Origin of the sequence: Streptomyces sp. DH24, from assembly GCF_029813775.1 — a bacterium.
GTDB lineage: Bacteria > Actinomycetota > Actinomycetes > Streptomycetales > Streptomycetaceae > Streptomyces.
This window is the reverse complement of the sequence record NZ_JARVKW010000006.1, coordinates 218,696-238,879: the sequence shown is the minus strand read 5'-3', so window position 1 is coordinate 238,879 and position 20,184 is coordinate 218,696. Positions and strand designations below refer to the sequence as shown.

Here is a 20,184-nt window from a genome sequence, read left to right as displayed (position 1 = left end):
CTCAGCCGACCTTGATCTGGTCGTAGACGGGGACGCTGAAGGGGTTGAGTTTCACGCCGGACAGCCGTTCCGAGTAGCCGGCGCTGCCGTTCTGGTACCAGAGCGGGATGGCGGCCATGTTGTCGCGGACGACCTCCTCGGCCTGCTGGAACAGCTCGACGGCCTTGGCGGTGTCGGCCTCGGCGTTGGCCCGGTCGACGAGCTTGTCGAACTCGTCGTTGCTCCACTTGCCGTCGTTGGAGGAGGCGTTGGTGTAGTAGAGCGGCTGGAGGAAGTTCTGGATGAGCGGGTAGTCCATCTGCCAGCCGGCGCGGAACGGGCCGCTCATCTTCTGGTCGGTGATCTGGTTGCGGAAGTCGGCGAAGGTGCCGACGGGGTTGCCGACGCAGGCGCGGTCGTTGCCGAGGACGTTGTTGACGGAGTTGCAGACGGCGTCGACCCATTCCTTGTTGGAGCCGGCGTCCGCGTTGAAGGTGATCCTGACCCGGCCGCCGGGGAGGCCGCCGCCCTCCTGGATGAGCTTCTTCGCCTCGTCGGGCCGGTACTCGCAGGCCTCGCCGCACAGGCCCGCCCGGTAGCCGCCCTCCTCACCGAGCACCGGGGAGGTCCAGTCGGTGGCGGGGGTGCGGGTGTCGTGGAAGATCGTCTTGGTGATCTGCTCGCGGTCGATGGCCATGGACAGGCCGCGGCGGACCTTCTCCATTCCGGCCCTGCCCCAGTTCTTGTCGTAGAAGGGGAAGGCGAGCGTCTGGATGATGCCGGCGGGTGAGTTGATGTACCGGTCGCCCAGGTCCTTCTCGACGTTCCTGAGCTGGGCGGCGGGGACGTCGTCGACGAGGTCGAGGTTGCCGGCCATCAGGTCGGTGTAGGCGGTGTTGTTGTCGGTGTAGACCTTGAGGTCGACGCCGCCGTTCTGGGCCTTGTCGCTGCCGGGGTACTTGTCCCACTTGCGCAGCGACATCTGGGAGCCCTTGGCGTACGACTGCACGGTGTACGGGCCGTTGCCGACGGGCTTCGCGAGCCAGGCGTCGTGGTCCTCGAAGAAGGCGCGCGGGAGGGGGGCGAAGGCGTTGTAGCCGAGGGTGTCGGGGAACGTGGAGAACTTCTGGCTGAGCCTGACGGTGAAGGTGCGCTCACCGGTGACCTTGAGTCCGGACATCGTCTCGGCGCTCTGCTTGCCGCCGTCCTCGGGGTGGACCTTGTCGTAGCCCTCGATGTAGCTGAAGAAGTAGGCGTTCTTCTGGTTGTTCTCCAGGCCGGCGCCGTAGTTCCAGGCGTCCACGAAGGACTTGGCGGTGACCTTCTCGCCGTTGCTGAAGGTCCAGCCGTCCTTGACGGTGACGTGGAAGGTCTGCGAGTCCTTGGTCTCGATCTTCTCGGCGAGCATGTCCTTGGCCTCGCCGGTCTCCGGGTCGTACTTCTTCAGGTTCCGGAAGATCATGTCGAGGACCTTGCCGCCCTGCACCTCGTTGGTGTTGGCCGGCTCCAGCGGGTTCTGCGGGTCGCCCCAGGACGAGCTGAGCACCGCCCCGGCGTCGCCCGCACCGCCGCCGCCCCCGCCCCCGCCGCAGGCCGTCGCCGCGAGCGCTGCGGCCGCCGCGCAAGCGGCCCATTTGGCGTGCGTGGCTCCGCGCATGGAGTGCCTCCTCGTACGTACGCAGGTGTGCGCTGCCGCCAGCGCCGAAGCACTGATCCTTTCCGGCCAATATCAACCCAGAAAGCGCACACCGCACACGCACTCCCGCCGTACGGGTCCCCGGCGGGGCGGGGACGGGGGACGCGGGCGGAAAACGCCGGTTCCCGGCACCCCCTGAGGGGATGCCGGGAACCGGGTGGGAGACGAAAGGGTGTCAGGCCGCGTGGACGACGTCCTTCTCCTCCGCGAAGTGGCAGGCCGACTCGTGGGCGGCCGGGGTGTCCGTGCCCTTGAAGCGCTCCGGGACCGCCAGCAGGGGCACCTCCTCGGCGCACTTGTCCTGCGCCTTCCAGCAGCGGGTGCGGAAGCGGCAGCCCGACGGCGGGTTGGCCGGGGACGGCACGTCGCCGGTGAGGATGATCCGCTCGCGGTGGACGCGGGCCTCCGGGTCCGGCACGGGGACCGCCGACAGCAGCGCCTGGGTGTAGGGGTGCGTCGGGTGGTCGTAGATCTGCTCGTCCGTGCCGATCTCGGCCATCTTGCCGAGGTACATCACACCGACCCGGTCCGAGATGTGCCGGACGATGGACAGGTCGTGCGCGATGAAGATGTAGGACAGGTTGAACTCGTCCTGCAGTCGCTCCATCAGGTTGATGACCTGCGCCTGCACGGACACGTCCAGCGCGGAGACCGGCTCGTCGCAGATGATGATCTCGGGGTTCAGGGCCAGGCCGCGGGCGATGCCGATGCGCTGGCGCTGACCGCCGGAGAACTGGTGCGGGTAGCGGTTGATGTACTCCGGGTTCAGGCCGACCACGTCCAGGAGGTCCTGGACGCGCTTGCGGCGGTCGCCCTTCGGGGCCACCTCGGGGTGGATGTCGAAGGGCTCCCCGATGATGTCGCCGACCGTCATACGCGGGTTCAGCGACGTGTACGGGTCCTGGAACACCATCTGGATGTTGCGGCGGACCGCCTTCAGGGCCCTGCCGGACAGCCGGGTGATGTCCTGGCCCTTGTAGAAGATCTCGCCGGCCGTGGCCCGCTCCAGGTTCATCAGGAGCTTGGCCACCGTCGACTTGCCGCAGCCGGACTCGCCCACGATGCCCAGGGTCTCGCCCTGGTACAGGTCGAAGGAGATGCCGTCGACGGCCTTGACCGCGCCGATCTGCCGCTTGAACAGGATGCCCTGGGTGAGCGGGAAGTGCTTGACCAGGTTGCGCACCTGGAGGATCGGCTCACCCCGCTCGACCGGCGCCTCGATGGCGGCGACCGCCGCCGTCTCGGACGCGGCGTCCACGACGTCCACCTCGGAGACGTTGGGCGTGGCGTCCTGCGGCTCGTCGCTCTTGCTGAGCTCAGCCATGGATCGTCTCCTTCCAGAAGTGGCACGCCGACGCACGGCCGACCAGTTCGGACCCGTCCGGCTCGGTGACCGGGTGCAGCGGCGGGATGTCCGTACGGCAGATGTCCTGGGCCTTCGGGCAGCGCGGGTTGAACGCGCAGCCGCTCGGGATGCGCGTCAGGTTCGGCGGCAGGCCCTTGATCGCGTACAGCTCCTGGCCCTTCTGGTCCAGGCGCGGGATCGACTCCAGCAGACCCTTGGTGTACGGGTGCGCCGGGCGCTTGTACAGCTCGTGGACCGGGGCCTGCTCCACGATCCGGCCCGCGTACATCACGGCGATCTTGTCCGCGACGTCGGCGACCACACCGAGGTCGTGGGTGATGAGGATCAGGCCCATGTGGTACTCGCGCTGGAGCTCGGCCAGCAGGTCCATGACCTGGGCCTGCACCGTCACGTCGAGGGCGGTGGTGGGCTCGTCGGCGATGATCAGGTCCGGCTCCAGGGCCAGCGCCATCGCGATCATGATGCGCTGGCGCATGCCGCCGGAGAACTGGTGCGGGTAGTCGCCCACCCGCGCCGCGGCGGCCGGGATCTTCACCCGGTCCATCATCTCGATGGCCTTGGCCTTGGCGTCCTTCTTGGACAGGCCCTGGTGCACGCGGAACATCTCGCCGAGCTGGTAGCCCACCGAGAGCACGGGGTTGAGCGAGGACAGCGCGTCCTGGAAGATCATGGCGATCTTGCGGCCGCGCAGCTTGCGCCGCTCCTCGCCGGACATCTTCAGCATGTCCTGGCCGCGGAAGAGGATCTCCCCCTTCGGGATGCGGCCGGGCGGCATGTCGAGGATGCCCATGACCGCCTGCGCGGTCACGGACTTGCCTGAGCCGGACTCGCCGAGCACGGCGAGCGTCTCACCGGCGTCGACCGAGTAGTTGACGCCGTTGACGGCCTTGGCGACGCCGTCGCGCGTGTGGAACTCGACGTGCAGGTCGCGGACTTCGAGAAGGGGACGGGCCGCGTCCTGCGCGCCGTCCGGCGCGGGGCTGCCGGCCGTTTCGTCGATGATGGTCACGTACGCCTCCCTCAGCGCAGCTTGGGATCGAGGGCGTTGCGTACCGCATCGCCGAACATGAGGAACGAGAGCACCGTGATCGAGACCATCACCGAGGGGATGATCAGCGTGAACGGCGCGTTGCGCAGCTGCGAGCGGCCGACGGACACGTCCACACCCCACGAGACCGTCGGCTCGGCCAGACCGACGCCGAGGAAGGACAGCGTGGCCTCGGCCGCGATGTAACCGCCCAGGGCGATGGTCGCGACGACGATGATCGGCGCGAGGGCGTTCGGCAGGATGTGTCGGTACAGGATGCGGCTGGTGGAGGCACCCAGCGCCTTGGCGGCGACGACGTAGTCGGCCTGCTTGACGGTGATGACCGCGCCGCGGGCGACACGGGCGATCTGGGTCCAGCCGAGGAAGGCCAGCGCCAGGATCACGACCCAGACGGTGCGGTTCTCGAAGGTCGTGAGGACGACCAGGGCACCCAGCAGGAAGGGGATGCCGAAGAACACGTCGGTGATGCGGGACAGCAGGCTGTCGATCCAGCCGCCGAAGTAGCCGGCGATCATGCCGATGATCGTGCCGAGCACGGTCACCAGGATCGTGACGCCGACGCCGACGAGGATCGAGGCACGGGCGCCGTAGACGATGCGGGCGTAGATCGAGCGGCCCTGGCCGTCGTAGCCGAGCCAGTCCTCGGCGAAGAAGTGGCCCCAGTTCGGCGGCTGGAGGTAGTGGGCGGCCAGGTCGGCGTCGCGCGGCGAGGCGCTGGTGAACAGGCCCGGCGCGATCGACATGACCAGCAGCAGCACGATGAGCGCGGAGGACACCAGGAACATGGGCCGGCGCCGCAGGTCGTACCAGGCGTCGCTCCACAGGCTGCGGGCCTTCGCGGACGAGGCGTTCGGCTCGACGACGGCGGCGGCCGGCGCGGGGTCCTTGGCGGTCACCGGCGGCTGGTCGGTGTCGGTCTTCGCGGGTTCGGCGGTCTTCTCAGGCATACCGGATCCTCGGGTCCAGGACCGCGTACAGCAGGTCGACGAGCAGGCTGGTGGCGAGGTAGACCAGGACGATCAACGAGGCGATGCCGACGACGGTCGCGCCCTCGCGGCGGATGAGCGCCTCGTAGATGGCGTTGCCGACGCCCTTCACGTTGAAGATGCCCTCGGTGACGATGGCGCCGGTCATCAGGTTGCCGATGTCGGTGCCGAGGAAGGTGACCACCGGGATGAGCGAGTTGCGCATCAGGTGCACGCCGACGATGCGGCGCTTGGGCAGGCCCTTGGCGACCGCGGTGCGCATGTAGTCGGCGCGCAGGTTCTCCGCCATCGAGGTACGCGTCAGACGCGCCACGTAGGCGAGGGAGAGGGAGCCCAGCACGATGGCGGGCAGCAGGAGTTCACTGAAGCTCTCGGAGTCGCGCACCGTCGGCGTGGTGATCTGCCACTGGAAGGCGAACAGGTACTGCATCAGGAAACCCAGCACGAAGGACGGCATCGAGATGAGGACCAGGGTCAGCGTCAGCAGGCCGCGGTCCTGCAGCGTGTCCGGGCGCAGACCGGCGACGATGCCGAGGCCGACACCGACGAGGACCGTGAAGGCGAACGCGAACAGCGTGAGCCGGATGGTGACCGGGAACGCGTCGGCGATGATGTCGGCGACGGGTCGCTGGCTGGCGATCTCCGTGCCGAAGTCGCCCTGCACCAGACCGCCCAGGTAGTTGGCGTACTGCTGCCAGATGGGCAGGTCGAGCCCGAGGTCCTTTCTGATGTTCGCGACGACCGCCGGGTCGAACGCCTGATCTCCCATGAGGGCTCTGACGGGGTCACCGGGCAGGGCGTACATCATGAGGAAGATCAACAAGGTGGACCCGATGAATACCGGGATCATCTGGAGCAGTCGTCGTGCGACATAACGCCCCATGCGTGCCTCCGTGAGGGGTGTGCTACGGCCGAAGGGGGGCCGTCCCCGAGGGAACAGCCCCCATCGGCCTCCCGCCGCCGCCCGAGGGGCGGCGGCGGTCAACGGCCGAATGCGTTGAGGCCCGTGACCTCTTACTTGACGGTGACCTGGGCGAGCTCGATGTCGCCGTGGAAGTCGACGTTGACGTTGTCGACCGCCTCACCGTGGCCGCCGTTGATGCGGTAGTACCAGAGCGGGATGGCCGGCATCTTCTCGAGAAGCTTCTTCTCGACCTCCTGGTAGGCCTTCACGGACTCTTCCAGGGACTCGGCCTTGTCACCCTCCGCCATCAGCGCGTCGATCTCCTTGTCGGAGAAACGACCGTTGTTGGACTCGGCGTTGGTGTGGTAGAGCTCCTTGATGAAGTTCACGTTGACCGGGTAGTCCGCCACCCAGCCACCGCGGTACATGCCCTTGACCTCGTCGTTGTCACGGGCCTCGAGGTCCGTGGCGAAGTCGGGCTTCGGGTCGCCGACGCAGTCGACGCCGGTGGCCTTGCGGATGGACTCGCAGACCGCGGTCACCCACTCCTTGTGGCCGCCGTCGCTGTTGTACTGGATGGTGAACTTGTTGCCCGGGACGCCGCCACCCTCCTCGATGAGCTTCTTGGCCTTCGCCGGGTCGTACGTGAACACGTCCGTACCCAGGTCCTGGTTGCCCTTGACCTGCGGCGGGGTGAAGCTCGTCGCCGGCGTACGGGTGTTGTTCAGGACCGTCTTGGTGATCGTGTCCCGGTCGATCGCCATGGACAGACCCTGCAGCACCTTGGGGTCGATGTCCTTGAACGTCTTGCTGTAGAACGCCGGCACCAGGGACTGGATGGCCGCGTACGGCTGCTCGATGGCGCCGTCACCGAGGTCCTGCTTGTACTTCGGCAGGTCCGTCGGGCCGACCTGGCGGATGATGTCCAGGTTGCCGGAGACGACGTCCTTGTAGGCGGCCTCGAGGGTCGAGTAGTTCTTGAACTGCAGACCCTTGTTGGCGGCCTTGTTCGGACCCTTGTAGTCCGCGTACGCCTTGACCTGGATGAGCTTCTTGTGGTCCCACTTCTCGAACTCGTAGGGACCGTTGCCGACCGGCTTCTGGCCGAAGGCCTTCGGGTCGTCGTAGAAGACCTTGGGCAGCGGCGCCCAGGTGGAGTACCCCAGCTTGTAGTTGAAGTACGGGACGCGCTCGTTCAGCTCGATCGTGAAGGTGTGGTCGTCCACGACCTTCAGACCGGACATGGCGTCGGCCTTCGGGTCACCCTTCTCGGGGTGGACGTCCTCGTAGCCCTTGATGTCGGCGAACCAGAACGAGTTCTGCTGGTTGTTCTTGATGTTGGCGTACCAGTTCCACGCGTCGACGTACGACTTGGCCGTCACGTCCTCGCCGTTGTGGAACTTCCAGCCCTTCTTCAGCTTGACCGTCCACGTCTTCGAGTCCTCGGTCTCGACCGACTCGGCGTTCGTGTAGACGATCTCGCCCTTGGCGTCGAAGTCCAGGAGCTGAGTGAACAGGGACTGGATGACGTACGAGCCGTTGGACTCGTTGGTGTCGGCCGGGATCAGCGGCTTCTGCGGCTCGCCGACGTCGATCGAGACGTAGCCTGCGGGCCCGGAGCCCTTCTTCTGTCCCTCGCTGTCACCGTCGCCGCCGCCACAAGCAGTGGCAGCCAGAGCAACGGTTATTGCGCCCGCGACCCACTTGGCGCTCTTGGCACCACGCATGGGTTCCTCCTCATGAGTCCATTGGTTCACCGCAAAGGGGAGCACGCGACACGTCGCCGCCAACCGCCCGTCGCCGGTGCCGGAGATAGTCAGGTGCCCCCGTGCTCGTGAGTCGGCGCCGCCTGCAGCGCGTGCCCCGTTCATCCGAGCTCTACGCGCCTAACTATCTGCCAAGAGCCAACACCGAACCACCTTCCTGAGGTCTCGGTTCGATCACAGCTCGCGCCTACATCTTCCAAAATCCGGACAAAGGGTTTGGTGAAAGATCCCTGCGAAACGGACTTGTTACACATCTATCGGTAACAGGTGTCCGCATTCCGGACGCATGGGAGCGAAAAACCAATTGCGCGTACGGTGCCCGGTGTGCTGGGTGCCGTTCGGCATGCCCACCGGCCCGCGCAGGTACCTGTCGCACACTCAACGCGCCGCCGCGGAAGAACCGTTCAGGACGGTCGCCCGCCTCGCACGGCCCGCGCACAGGTGACTTTCCGCAGCAGGGTAGTGGCCGCGCGGACCCCCCACCGGGCGTCCTGAACAATTAGAGGGTTTTCCCTACCCTCCTCTTCACTCTCCGCCACAACGACGCCGGGCACCCCGCGGCGAGCGGGGTGCCCGGTGTCAGGCCGGAGCCGGCGTCAGCCGTGCTTGGCGCGGCTCGCGGCGCGGGCGCGCTCACGGGCGTCCAGGTTCACCTTGCGGATCCGGACGGCCTCCGGGGTCACCTCGACGCACTCGTCGTCGCGGCAGAACTCCAGGGACTGCTCCAGCGACAGCTTGCGCGGCGGGACGATCGACTCCGCCACATCGGCCGTGGACGACCGCATGTTGGTGAGCTTCTTCTCCTTGGTGATGTTGACGTCCATGTCGTCGGAGCGGGAGTTCTCGCCGACGATCATGCCCTCGTACACCTCGGTGCCCGGCTCCACGAAGAGCACGCCGCGCTCCTGGAGGTTCGTCATCGCGAACGCGGTGACGGCGCCGGCGCGGTCGGCGACCAGGGAGCCGTTGTTACGGGTCTGCAGGGTGCCGAACCAGGGCTCGTGGCCCTCGTGGATGGAGTGCGCGATGCCCGTGCCGCGGGTCTGGGTCAGGAACTCGGTCCGGAAACCGATGAGACCGCGGGACGGCACGACGAACTCCATGCGCACCCAGCCCGAGCCGTGGTTGGACATGTTGTCCATCCGGCCCTTGCGGACGCCCATCAGCTGCGTGACCGCGCCCATGTGCTCCTCGGGCACGTCGATCGTCATGCGCTCGACCGGCTCGTAGACCTTGCCGTCGACCTCCTTGGTGACCACCTGCGGCTTGCCGATGGTCAGCTCGAAGCCCTCCCGGCGCATCGTCTCGACCAGGATGGCCAGCGCCAGCTCGCCGCGGCCCTGCACCTCCCAGGCGTCCGGACGGTCGGTGTCGAGGACGCGGAGCGAGACGTTGCCGATGAGCTCGCGGTCCAGGCGGTCCTTGACCTGGCGGGCGGTCACCTTGCGGTCCTTGACGGCCGCCTTCGCGTCGGCGCCCTTGCCGGTGCCGCCGCGGCCGACCAGCGGCGAGGTGTTCGTACCGATGGTCATCGAGATCGCGGGCTCGTCGACCGTGATCAGCGGCAGCGGGACCGGGTTCTCCGGGTCGGCCAGCGTCTCGCCGATCATGATGTCCGGGATACCGGCGACGGCGCAGATGTCGCCCGGGCCGGCCTTCTCGGCGGGCTTGCGGGTGAGCGCCTCGGTCATCATCAGCTCGGAGATGCGCACGTTGGTCACGGAACCGTCGCGCTTCATCCAGGCCACGGTCTGGCCCTTCTTCAACTCGCCCTGGTGGACGCGCAGCAGCGCGATACGGCCGAGGAAGTTGTCCGCGTCCAGGTTCGTCACGTGCGCCTGGAGCGGGGCCGTCTCGTCGTACGTCGGCGCCGGGATGTGCTCCAGGATCGTGGAGAAGAACGGCTCCAGGCTGGTGGAGTCGGCCGGGACCGTGCCGTCGTCCGGCTTGGTCAGGGACGCGACGCCGTCACGGCCGCAGGCGTAGACGATCGGGAACTCGATCTGCTCCTCGTCGGCGTCCAGGTCGAGGAAGAGGTCGTAGGTCTCGTTGACGACCTCGTCGATCCGGGAGTCCGGCCGGTCCGTCTTGTTGATGCACAGGATGATCGGCAGCCGCTGCTGGAGCGCCTTGCGCAGCACGAAGCGGGTCTGCGGGAGCGGGCCCTCGGACGCGTCCACGAGGAGCACGACGCCGTCGACCATCGACAGGCCGCGCTCGACCTCGCCGCCGAAGTCGGCGTGGCCGGGGGTGTCGATGATGTTGATCGTGATCGGGTCCCCGCCGTCCTTCGGGTGGTACTTCACCGCGGTGTTCTTGGCGAGGATCGTGATGCCCTTCTCACGCTCCAGGTCGTTCGAGTCCATCATGCGGTCGTCGACGGAGTCGAGCTGGTGGGCGGCGAAGGCACCCGCCTGCTTCAGCATGCCGTCGACGATGGTGGTCTTGCCGTGGTCGACGTGAGCGACGATGGCGACATTGCGGATGTCGTGGCGCGTGGCCATATAAGGCGTACTCCCGGAGTGCTGAGGAATGCCCTGCGCGAACGCCTGCGGTGCGCGGGCCCTGCCGGGCTGAACATGCCACGGCCTCACCCCATGGTACGGGGCCGCTGCCGCAAGGGCTTGCCGGGTGACTCCGAGGGCAGCTCACGTGGGCTTTCCGGTGCGTCCGGCGCTGCTGCGGGACCGCTGGGGGCTGCCGCCCCCAGCGGCTCCGCTTCGGTCTGCGGCCCCGTCCTCAGACGCCGGACGGGCCGAAGGTTGGCGCGACCGCCTCGGCGGGTTCACCCCTTCTTCAGAAAGCCCATGTCCTCGTACACCGGCGTCTCGAAGCCGAAGGCTCCCGCGTTGGCGAGGTTCTTGCGGGCCGCCGTCAGCTGGGGGCGCTGGTAGAGGGGGATGGAGCCGGCCGCCGCCCAGATGCGGGAGTCGGCCTTGCGGATCAGGGAGCGGGCCTCCTCCTCGTCCAGCGTGCCCGCGGCCTGCTCGAAGAGCTGGTCGACCTGGTCGGTGCCGACCCGGGTGTAGTTCTGCTCGACGCTCAGGGAGCCGTCGGCGGCCGGGACCGGCTTGGCGAAGATCGGGCGGGCGTCGGTGGCGGGGAAGGCGGACGCGGGCCAGGAGTACAGGGCGAGGTCGTACTCGCCGGAGGCGACGTGGTCCTTGAAGTAGCTCTCGTCGGGCACCTTGGTCACGGCCGTGCGGATGCCGACGCGGTCCAGCATGCGGGTGATGCGGTCGGCGACGGTGCGCAGGGCCTCGGTGCCCGGGCCCGACGGCAGGACGAAGCGGAGGGTGAGGGTCTTGCCGTCCTTGGCGAGCCGGTCGGCGGCGGCGCCGGCGGGGGCGGCGGTGCCCTTGGGGGCGTAGGCGCCGGACGCGCTGTCCCGGGCCTGCCGCTCCCCGCCCTTCTGCTGCGGCTGCTGGTCGCGGTCGGCCTTGTCGTCGCCGTTGCCGCCGTCGTCCTCGCCGACGATGTACGTGCCGTCGTCGCCGTCCCCGGAGTCCTGCCCGGATTCCGTCCCGGCGTCCTTCCCCGTGCCCTTCTCGGCGTCCTTCTCGGCGGCCTTCTCGCCGTCCTTCTTGGTCTTCCCGCCCTCGGCGCCGGCGGCCTTCTCGCCCTTCTGTTCCTTGACGGGCCCGCCGCGCACCCAGCCGGCGTCCGCGAGCAGGGCCTGCGCCTCCTTGGTGTCCTGGCCCCCGAGGGCGCCGCTGCCGTCGGCGTAGGCGGCCTGGCCGGACAGCGCGAGGTGGCTGCCGACCGGCTCGGCGGGCAGACCGAGGGGCTTGAGGACGGCCCGGGCGATCTCCTCGCGGTCCAGGGCGCGGGCCACCGCCCGGCGGACCCGCTCGTCGGCGAGCGGCCCGTCGGCGCCGTTGAGGGCGAGCTGCGTGTAGGCGGGCTCCAGCGACTTGCGCACCTCGTAGCCGCGCAGTGCCCGCTGCCGGCGCGCCTCCTTCTCGGCCGCCCTGCGCAGCTCCTGCCGGGCCTCGGTCTCCCGCTCGGCGGCCTCCTCGTCGGAGCCGTTCGCGACGGCCCAGGAGCGCAGGGCGTCGGCGGCGGACCGGTGCCGTCCGGGGGCGGGCGCGAGGCCGGGGCCGGCGAGGGGGGCGCCGGGGCCCATCAGCGGCGTACTGGCCGTCTTCGGGCGGGCGGCGGCGGTGATGCGGCGGGCCGCGGCGGGGTCGATCTCGGCCAGGTCGATCGTGCCGGCGGTCAGCGCGGCGGTCCGCTTCTCGCGGGGCACGGCGCGCAGCTCGATCCTGGAGAGCTTGGCCGGGTCGCCCCACCAGCGCGGGTTGCGCACCAGGGTGACCTGCTCGTCCGCGCGGTCGACGCGTTTGACGGTGAACGGTCCGGCGGTGACCTTCAGCTTCCGGCGGGCGCCGTCGTTGAAGGCGTCGGGGCTGCCCGTGACCTCCTTCGGGTACAGCGGCGAGAACAGCGACTTCCAGTCGGCGTAGGGGCGGCTGAAGGTGACCTTGACCTCCAGGTCGTTGGCGCCGCGCTGGATCTTCTCGATGCGCTCGTACCCGGCGTTGCGGGCGGTCCAGTAGGCGGTGTCCTTGCCGGACAGGGCGCGCCACTGGGCGGCGAAGTCGGCGGCGCCGATCTCGCGGCCGTCGCTCCAGACGGCCTGCTGGTTCAGCTTGTAGAGCACGACCTGCTTGGGCTCGGTCTCGACGATCTTGGCCGATTCCAGGAAGTCGGGGTTGCGCTCGGCACGGCCGTTCGCGTCGAGCCGGTACATCGACGGCAGGACGGCCTGCGCGATCCGGGTGGTGGTGGAGTCGGCGTCCGACTGGAAGGAGTTCAGGGTCTCCGGCACCGAGTCGACCGCCCAGCGCAGGGTTCCCCCGTCGGCGATGCGGGCGCGGTCGGCGGGCGCGATGTCCTGCCCGGCGAGCGGCTTGCCGGCCTTGTCCTCGGAGCTGCAGGCGGTCAGCAGGGGCACCGCGAGGGCGCCCGCCGTGAGGAAGGCGACCGAGCGCAGCACCGCGCGGCAGCCGGGAGTCTGGCGAGAGGGCCGGGGTCCGACGCCGTGGTGGGACATCTCTGGGTTACCTCCGGGAAGCCGCGGGCGGTATGATCACTTTTGGCCGTATATGGAGCTGATCAGATGTATGCGGCCACTGAAGAGGAAAGGGTTCGGCAGCGGGTGACGACACGGCGGCGGGAGGGTCCAAGCCCACCCGTGCGGCGGAACGGGCCCGGGGCGCGTCGGGCACGGCGCGCGCCGGTGGGCGGGGACGCGCCCCGGCCAATCCGTGCATGTCCCTTCACACCGACCGGTGTGACGCGCGACACTCTCAGGCGCATGAACGTTGCCGCCTGGGTCGGAAACACCCGTGGAAGTGAGGGCAAGTCATGTCCGTGCACGACGATCTGACATCAGTCCAGCGTTGCCTCGACGACCTGAACCGGTCCGTGGGGCGCCTGGAGAAGCAGCTGGGCAGCGGCGGTCTGGAGATGCGCCGGGTCCGGACCGACGCCGAGCATCTGCGCGAGAGCGTCGCTCTGCTGCGGGCGGCCGCGGCCACCCCGGCCACGCAGAACCGGCCCGAGCTGGTCACCATCTCCGACACGCCGTACGACCCGGCGCTGTGGACCGACTCCGACGACGAGGGCCTCGGCGCCCGCGACCGGCACGCTCCCTGACCCCGACCGGAGACGAGACGTGGCCACTGGTACCGAACCTCCAGCCACAGACCCCCATCCCCCCGGCGGCGGCGTGCGCAGCGGTGCGCGGGCCGCGATCGCCGCCCCGCATCTGCGGACCGACCGCTGGTGGCTGGCGCCCGCCGCCACCGTGGCCGGTCTGCTGGCCTTCATCGTCTACTCGACCTGGCGGGCCTTCGCGAACGCCGACTACTACGCGGCGCCGTACGTCTCGCCGTTCTACTCGCCGTGCCTCGCCGAGAACTGCGAGCCGATGCGGTCCGGGCCGAACTGGGAGATCTTCGGCAGCTGGTGGGGCATCTCGCCGGCGGTCATCATCCTGATCTTCCCGCTGGGCTTCCGGCTGACCTGCTACTACTACCGCAAGGCCTACTACCGGGGCTTCTGGGCGTCCCCGCCGGCCTGCGCGGTGGCCGAGCCGCACAGGAAGTACACCGGCGAGACCCGCTTCCCGCTGGTGCTGCAGAACATCCACCGGTACTTCTTCTACGCCGCGATCCCCGTCGCCGTGATCCTCACCTACGACACGGTGCTCGCCTTCCGGGACGAGCACTACGCGTGGGGCCACATGGGTCTCGGCACGCTCGTGTTCCTGGTGAACATCGTGCTGATCTGGGCCTACACCCTGTCCTGCCACTCCTGCCGGCACATCGTGGGCGGCAAGCTGAAGCACTTCTCGCGGCACCCGGTGCGCTACCGCATGTGGCAGCTGGTGGGGAAGCTGAACGCCCGGCACATGCTGCTCGCCTGGACGTCGCTGGCGAGCGTGGCGCTCGCCGACTTCTACGTGTATCTCGTCGCGTCCGGGGTCTTCGACGATCCGCGCTTCTTCTGATGAGTGGGGCCTTGTGATGTCCGTGGTCGACCGGCAGGAATGGGACGTCGTCGTGGTCGGGGCGGGCGGCGCCGGACTGCGGGCCGCCATCGAGGCGCGCCAGCGGGGCGCCCGTACGGCCGTGATCTGCAAGTCGCTGTTCGGCAAGGCGCACACCGTGATGGCCGAGGGCGGCATCGCGGCGGCCATGGCCAACGCCAACGAGCACGACACCTGGCAGGTCCACTTCCGCGACACGATGCGCGGCGGCAAGTTCCTGAACCAGTGGCGGATGGCCGAGCTGCACGCCCAGGAGGCGCCCGAGCGGGTGTGGGAGCTGGAGACCTGGGGCGCCCTCTTCGACCGGACCAAGGACGGCCGGATCTCGCAGCGCAACTTCGGCGGCCACGAGTACCCGCGCCTCGCCCACGTCGGCGACCGCACCGGCCTGGAGCTGATCCGCACCCTCCAGCAGAAGATCGTCGCGCTCCAGCAGGAGGACTTCCGCGAGACCGGCGACTACGAGTCCCGGCTGAAGGTCTTCCAGGAGTGCACCGTCACCCGCGTCCTGAAGGACGGCGACCGGGTCTCGGGCGTCTTCGGCTACGAGCGCGAGTCCGGCCGGTTCTTCGTCGTCGAGGCACCGGCCGTCGTCATCGCCACGGGCGGCATCGGCAAGTCCTTCAAGGTGACGTCGAACTCGTGGGAGTACACCGGCGACGGGCACGCGCTGGCGCTGCTCGCGGGCGCTCCCCTGCTGAACATGGAGTTCGTGCAGTTCCACCCGACGGGCATGGTCTGGCCGCCGTCCGTGAAGGGCATCCTCGTCACGGAGTCGGTGCGCGGCGACGGCGGCGTGCTGCGCAACTCCGACGGCAAGCGGTTCATGTTCGACTACGTCCCCGAGGTCTTCAAGGACAAGTACGCCGAGTCGGAGGACGAGGCCGACCGCTGGTACGACGACCCGGACAACAACCGGCGTCCGCCCGAACTGCTGCCGAGGGACGAGGTCGCGCGGGCGATCAACTCCGAGGTCAAGGAGGGCCGCGGCTCCCCGCACGGCGGTGTCTTCCTCGACGTCTCCACGCGGATGCCGGCCGAGGTGATCAAACGCCGGCTGCCGTCGATGTACCACCAGTTCAAGGAGCTGGCCGACGTCGACATCACGGCCGAGCCGATGGAGGTCGGGCCCACCTGCCACTACGTGATGGGCGGGATCGCCGTCGAGTCCGACACCGCGGCGGCGCGCGGGGTGCCGGGGCTGTACGCGGCGGGCGAGGTGGCCGGCGGCATGCACGGCTCGAACCGTCTGGGCGGCAACTCGCTGTCGGACCTGCTGGTGTTCGGGCGCCGCGCCGGCTGGCACGCGGCCGAGTACGCGGCGGCCCTGGTCACGGCCCGCCCCCGGGTGGCCGACGAGGAGGTCGACACGGCGGCGGCCGAGGCGCTGCGGCCGTTCTCGGCGGAGGGCCGGGAGACGGTGGAGGACGACGGGCGGCCCCCGGAGAACCCGTACACCCTGCACCAGGAGCTCCAGCAGACGATGAACGACCTGGTCGGCATCATCCGCCGGCAGGGCGAGATGGAACAGGCGCTGCGGAAACTGGCCGAGCTGCGCGTACGGGCCCGGCGCGCGGGCGTCGAGGGCCACCGCCAGTTCAACCCGGGCTGGCATCTCGCCCTGGACCTGCGGAACATGCTGCTGGTCAGCGAGTGCGTGGCGCGGGCGGCGCTGGAGCGCACCGAGTCCCGGGGCGGGCACACCCGCGAGGACCACCCCTCGATGGACCGCGCCTGGCGCCCGGTCAACCTGCTGTGCGGCCTCACCGACCTGACGACCGGCGAGGCGGCCACGGACCCGGTCCCCGGCCGGATCTCCCTCACCCGCGAGACGACCGAGCCCATCCGCCCGGACCTGCTGGCCCTCTTCGAGAAGGAGGAGCTGGTCAAGTACCTGGCCGAGGAGGAGCTGTACGAATGAGCGGCTACGAGGCCCGTTTCCGGGTGTGGCGGGGCGACGCGGACGGCGGCGGCCTGGCGGACTTCTCCGTCGAGGTCAACGAGGGCGAGGTGGTCCTCGACATCATCCACCGCCTGCAGGCCACCCAGGCCCCCGACCTCGCGGTGCGCTGGAACTGCAAGGCGGGCAAGTGCGGTTCGTGCTCGGCGGAGATCAACGGACGGCCCCGGCTGATGTGCATGACGCGCATGTCCGTGTTCGACCGGGCCGAGACGATCACGGTCACCCCGCTGCGCGCGTTCCCGGTGATCCGGGATCTGGTCACGGACGTCGGCTTCAACTACGACAAGGCCAGGCAGGTCCCGTCCTTCGTGCCGCCCGCCGGGGTCGGACCGGGCGAGTACCGGATGATGCAGGAGGACGTGGACCGCTCGCAGGAGTTCCGCAAGTGCATCGAGTGCTTCCTGTGCCAGGACACCTGCCATGTGGTGCGCGACCACGAGGAGAACAAGCCGGCGTTCGCGGGCCCCCGGTTCCTGATGCGGGTGGCGGAGCTGGACATGCACCCCCTGGACGCGGCGGCCGAGAACGGGCTGGACCGCAAGAAGACCGCCCAGGACGAACACGGCCTCGGCTACTGCAACATCACCAAGTGCTGCACGGAGGTCTGCCCCGAGGGCATCAAGATCACGGACAACGCGCTGATCCCGCTGAAGGAGCGGGCCGTGGACCGCAAGTACGACCCGCTCGTGTGGCTGGGCTCGAAGATCCGCCGCAGGTCCGAGTAGGCCTGTGCTACAGCGATCCGGGGTCGGGCACCCAGCCCTCCCGGTACGCCCGCCAGTCCTCCTCCGTCGCCGCGAAGTCGACGTACAGGGCGACGCCGAAACGGGCACGGTCCGCGTCCGTGCGGGACAGCCCGAGGCGCACGCCCCGCACGGCGGCGGCGACCGTCTCGGCGTGCGCCCAGTGGCCGAAGCGGTTCTCGTGGAAGAACGGCAGGCCCATCAGCAGGTCGGTGGACTCCGGGGTGGCCTCCAGCGCGAGAGCCGTCTGGTGCGCGACATAGCCGCCGTACGTGCCCTCCAGCGGCTGCATCGTGTCGTACGACATCATCGCGATCTGGTCGACGCGGCGCGCGACCTGCCCGAAGAACTCCTGCGACCACCACTTCGGGTGCCCGGTGACCGTCCCCCAGAAGGAGTGGAACGCCGGCACCGGGTCGATCTGGTGCGCGGCGACGGAGAGGGGGACGCCCCGGGACCGGGTCTCGCGGTGCAGGGCGTCCAGGAGGGTCAGGTAGTGCCGGTCGCCGGAGTGCAGGGGCTCCAGGTCGAAGTGCACGCCGTCGAAGCCGGCGTCCAGGATCTGCCGGGTGGAGCCGAGGACGGCCGCGCGGGTCTCCTCGCGCTCCAGGCGCATGCCGTCGGGGCTCTCGGTGGCGAGCACGTCACCGAGCCAGGCCTGCACGCGGATGCCGGGCAGCTCCCGGTGCACGGCCCGGATCAGCCAACCCGCCCTCGGGTACAGGGACTTGGGCAGTGTCCCGTCGTGCTCCAGCGGACCGGCGTGCACGTACAGGTCCCGGATGCCGGTCCCGTCGAGCCGCCGCGCCAGCGCCGAGATGTCGGCGTCCTTCTTCCGCCCGTCGACCCAGGCGTGCCCGAGCCAGATCGCGTCACGGTCCCGCGTGTACGTGCCGTCCGCAGGGTCGCCCATGTAGTTCACGCGGAGGGCGGCCTCACCGACCAGCAGGGGCAGCAGGACGACCAGGACGACGGCGAGCACGACCCGCCTGGCCCATCGCCGTCGCCGGGAACGGCGGGTCGTGGCGGAGGCCGGGGCGGGGCTCGCGGCGGGGTCGTCGCCCGTGCCGGAGCCGACGGCCGAGGACTCGGCGGGGCCGGACTCCGGGACCGGCGGGACTGCGGACTCGGCGCCGTCCGGTTCCTGCGCGCCCGCGGAATCGGTCTTCTGCCCGTCTGCGGCAGCCGTCCCCGGCCGCTCGTCCGCCCCCGGGTTCCGGCTTCCCGTCGTTCCCCCGCGCTCTGTCGGTTCCACTGCGGTCCCCTCCCCCGGCGCCCCGCGTCGGACGCCCTCACCACGACCCCGGCTCCCGGTCGCGGAGCCGCTGTGCTGCTCATACGCTCCGGAATGTGACGCCTTCCTTCATCCGGGGCCTGGCGCGGCGCGCTTCCCCCTCGCACGCGGGCGTGCGGGTCGGGCACGCCGTGCTGGGCGGTACGGCCGGGGTCGTGTGGCTGGTGTTGCCGGTGATGACGAGCGGTGAGGCTGTTCCGGTTGCGATCACCACCGTCGGCCGGGTCGCGAGCGCGCCCGCGGCCGGAACCGTGTCCGCCACCGCGACCACGTCCACGACCACGTCGGCGACCGCGACCGCGCAGGAGGACGAGACGTCCGGCTTCGAGCTGATCCTCCCGGTCGCCGTGCTGGGCACGGCGGCGGCGCTCGCCGGATACGGCTACGTACGCCGCACTCGCCGGGCCCGCACGCGTACGACGCCGGGCGGCGCGCCCGTCGCCCCGTCGGCCGTCCCGGAGCTGGTCGAACTGGACGAGCGGGCAAGGGCGTTGCTCGTCGCGGCCGACGACTGGGTGCGCACCGGCGGGGAGGAGCTCGACTTCGCCGAGGCGCGGTCCGGCCCGGCCGCCGTCGCACCCTTCGCGCGGGCCCTGCGGGAGGCGGAGGCCGAGCTGGCGGCGGCTTTCCGGATGCGGCAGCGGTACGAGGAGGGCGTACCGGAGGACGCGACGGGACGGCTCCAGGCGCTGGTGGGGATCGTCGGGCGGTGCGAGGAGGCCGGGCGGCGGCTCGACGCGGCGGCCGGCGACTTCGACCGGCTGCGCGGCCTGGCGGCGGACGCCGGGGAGCCGGGCACCGGGGAGCCGGGCACCGGGGAGGCGCTGGGTGTCGCGGAGGCCCGGTTCCGGGAGCTGACCGCCCGTACGGCGGTGGCCGACGGCGTGCTCGTGGACCTGGTCAAGCGGTACGGGCCGGCCGCCTGCGAGTCGGTCGCCGGGTACGTCGAACAGGTTAAGGACCGGCTGGTGTTCGCCACCGCCTTCCTCAACGCGGCACGCCAGTCGGCCGACCGCGACGAACTCGCGCACACTGCCGCGCAGTTGCGCGCCGCCGAGGGTGCCGTGGCGCAGGCCGGTGTCTTCGTCTCCGGTGTCGAGCGGCTCGCCGCCGTTCTGTCCGAGGCCGAGGCGCTGGTCCCGGCCACGCTCACCGGCGCGGAGGCGGAACTGGCGGCGGCGCGACGGCAGACGCCCGGCGCCGGCGCGGTGGACGTCCCCGCCGGTGAGCTGCGCGCACGCCTGCTGCACGCGGACACCGTCCTGGCCACCGTGCGCAACGAACTGACGGCCGGGATCTGCGATCCGCCGGACGCGCTGCGCCGCATCGTGCGGGCCTGCGCGGCGCTCGGGGGCGGACGCGCCGGCGTACTCTCGGCCGCCGCGCTGCTGACCGCGCGCGCTTCCGTGTCCGGCGCGGACGACTTCGTCACGACGCACCGGGGTGCCGTGGGCTGGGCGGCCCGGACCCGGCTGGCGGAGGCGCGGCGGCTCCTCGCCTCGGCCGCGCCGGACGCACTTCCGGCCGCCGACGCGCTGGCCCTCGAAGCCCGCGGGCTCGCCGAGCAGGACGTGCGGACGTACGGGAATCCGTACGCCGGGGCCGACGGGCACGTGAGCGGGGTCGCCGGGGCCGTGGTCGGCGGCATCCTGCTCGACGCCGGGGTTTCCGATGCCTCGGACGCGCCGGACGGCACGCCGCCACGTGGTCCGGTCCGCGTGGCGAGTTTCGGCGGGCCGACGACGCGGGGGCGTCGAGGGTTGCCGCGTTTGTAGTGGTTCGGTGACAGTCCCGGCCCTTCTCCGGGACCTCTTTATATGATGATGGACCGCACTTGACGGTGCCTCACGCGAGTTGTCCGGCGCGTGAGTTGAGCCGGAGTG

At 70.1% G+C, this 20,184-nt stretch carries 14 protein-coding genes; 5 read left to right on the top strand and 9 right to left on the bottom strand.

The genetic code is table 11. The annotated features are described in order from the left end of the window. Nucleotide 1: 1 nt before the first annotated feature. The 8 genes from QC282_RS07390 to QC282_RS07355 all read right to left on the bottom strand — a co-directional run bounded on the left by QC282_RS07390 (nucleotide 2) and on the right by QC282_RS07355 (nucleotide 12,801). On the bottom strand, nucleotides 2-1,636 hold the full coding sequence (locus tag QC282_RS07390) for an ABC transporter substrate-binding protein (RefSeq protein ID WP_279548404.1): 1,635 nt from the start codon (nucleotides 1,634-1,636) through the stop codon (nucleotides 2-4). 214 nt (nucleotides 1,637-1,850) lie between these two features. After that, nucleotides 1,851-2,999: a dipeptide ABC transporter ATP-binding protein gene (locus QC282_RS07385; protein WP_279548403.1), complete on the bottom strand. Its 1,149-nt coding sequence runs from the start codon at nucleotides 2,997-2,999 to the stop codon at nucleotides 1,851-1,853. Beyond that, complete coding sequence (locus QC282_RS07380; protein WP_279548442.1) at nucleotides 2,992-4,044, bottom strand: ABC transporter ATP-binding protein; 1,053 nt, start codon at nucleotides 4,042-4,044, stop codon at nucleotides 2,992-2,994. The genes QC282_RS07385 and QC282_RS07380 overlap by 8 nt, the downstream gene beginning before the upstream one ends. 17 nt (nucleotides 4,045-4,061) lie before the next feature. Beyond that, a complete protein-coding gene (locus QC282_RS07375; RefSeq protein WP_279548402.1) occupies nucleotides 4,062-5,036 on the bottom strand; it encodes an ABC transporter permease in 975 nt (324 codons plus the stop codon). Further along, on the bottom strand, nucleotides 5,029-5,958 hold the full coding sequence (locus tag QC282_RS07370; protein ID WP_279548401.1) for an ABC transporter permease: 930 nt from the start codon (nucleotides 5,956-5,958) through the stop codon (nucleotides 5,029-5,031). Before QC282_RS07370 ends, QC282_RS07375 begins: the two co-directional genes overlap by 8 nt. A 131-nt stretch (nucleotides 5,959-6,089) precedes the next feature. Beyond that, the gene (locus QC282_RS07365; RefSeq protein WP_279548400.1) at nucleotides 6,090-7,706 is read right to left on the bottom strand and encodes an ABC transporter substrate-binding protein; all 1,617 of its coding nucleotides are present in this window, start codon (nucleotides 7,704-7,706) and stop codon (nucleotides 6,090-6,092) included. Nucleotides 7,707-8,341: 635 nt separating this feature from the next. Beyond that, entirely contained in the window at nucleotides 8,342-10,249 is a 1,908-nt protein-coding gene (gene typA / locus QC282_RS07360; protein ID WP_279548399.1) for a translational GTPase TypA, read from the bottom strand. Between the two features lie 281 nt (nucleotides 10,250-10,530). Then, nucleotides 10,531-12,801 (bottom strand): ABC transporter family substrate-binding protein, encoded by a 2,271-nt coding sequence (locus tag QC282_RS07355; protein WP_279548398.1) that lies wholly within the window; start codon nucleotides 12,799-12,801, stop codon nucleotides 10,531-10,533. A 314-nt stretch (nucleotides 12,802-13,115) separates the two neighbouring features. On the opposite strand from QC282_RS07355, the gene QC282_RS07350 reads away from it, so the two are divergent. Genes QC282_RS07350 through QC282_RS07335 form a run of 4 tightly spaced genes read left to right on the top strand, consistent with a single transcriptional unit; the run spans nucleotide 13,116 to nucleotide 16,989 of the window. Beyond that, nucleotides 13,116-13,406, top strand: a complete 291-nt coding sequence (locus QC282_RS07350) for a hypothetical protein (protein ID WP_279548397.1) — start codon at nucleotides 13,116-13,118, stop codon at nucleotides 13,404-13,406. A gap of 19 nt (nucleotides 13,407-13,425) precedes the next feature. Beyond that, nucleotides 13,426-14,262, top strand: a complete 837-nt coding sequence (locus QC282_RS07345) for a hypothetical protein (protein ID WP_279548396.1) — start codon at nucleotides 13,426-13,428, stop codon at nucleotides 14,260-14,262. 16 nt (nucleotides 14,263-14,278) lie between these two features. Further along, entirely contained in the window at nucleotides 14,279-16,222 is a 1,944-nt protein-coding gene (locus QC282_RS07340; protein ID WP_279548395.1) for a fumarate reductase/succinate dehydrogenase flavoprotein subunit, read from the top strand. Then, nucleotides 16,219-16,989 (top strand): succinate dehydrogenase/fumarate reductase iron-sulfur subunit, encoded by a 771-nt coding sequence (locus tag QC282_RS07335; protein WP_279548394.1) that lies wholly within the window; start codon nucleotides 16,219-16,221, stop codon nucleotides 16,987-16,989. Before QC282_RS07340 ends, QC282_RS07335 begins: the two co-directional genes overlap by 4 nt. 7 nt (nucleotides 16,990-16,996) lie before the next feature. Here the strand turns inward: QC282_RS07335 and QC282_RS07330 are convergent, their stop codons facing one another. After that, entirely contained in the window at nucleotides 16,997-18,262 is a 1,266-nt protein-coding gene (locus QC282_RS07330; protein ID WP_279548393.1) for a hypothetical protein, read from the bottom strand. A gap of 95 nt (nucleotides 18,263-18,357) precedes the next feature. On the opposite strand from QC282_RS07330, the gene QC282_RS07325 reads away from it, so the two are divergent. Then, a complete protein-coding gene (locus QC282_RS07325) occupies nucleotides 18,358-20,076 on the top strand; it encodes a hypothetical protein (RefSeq protein WP_336621064.1) in 1,719 nt (572 codons plus the stop codon). Nucleotides 20,077-20,184 lie beyond the last annotated feature (108 nt).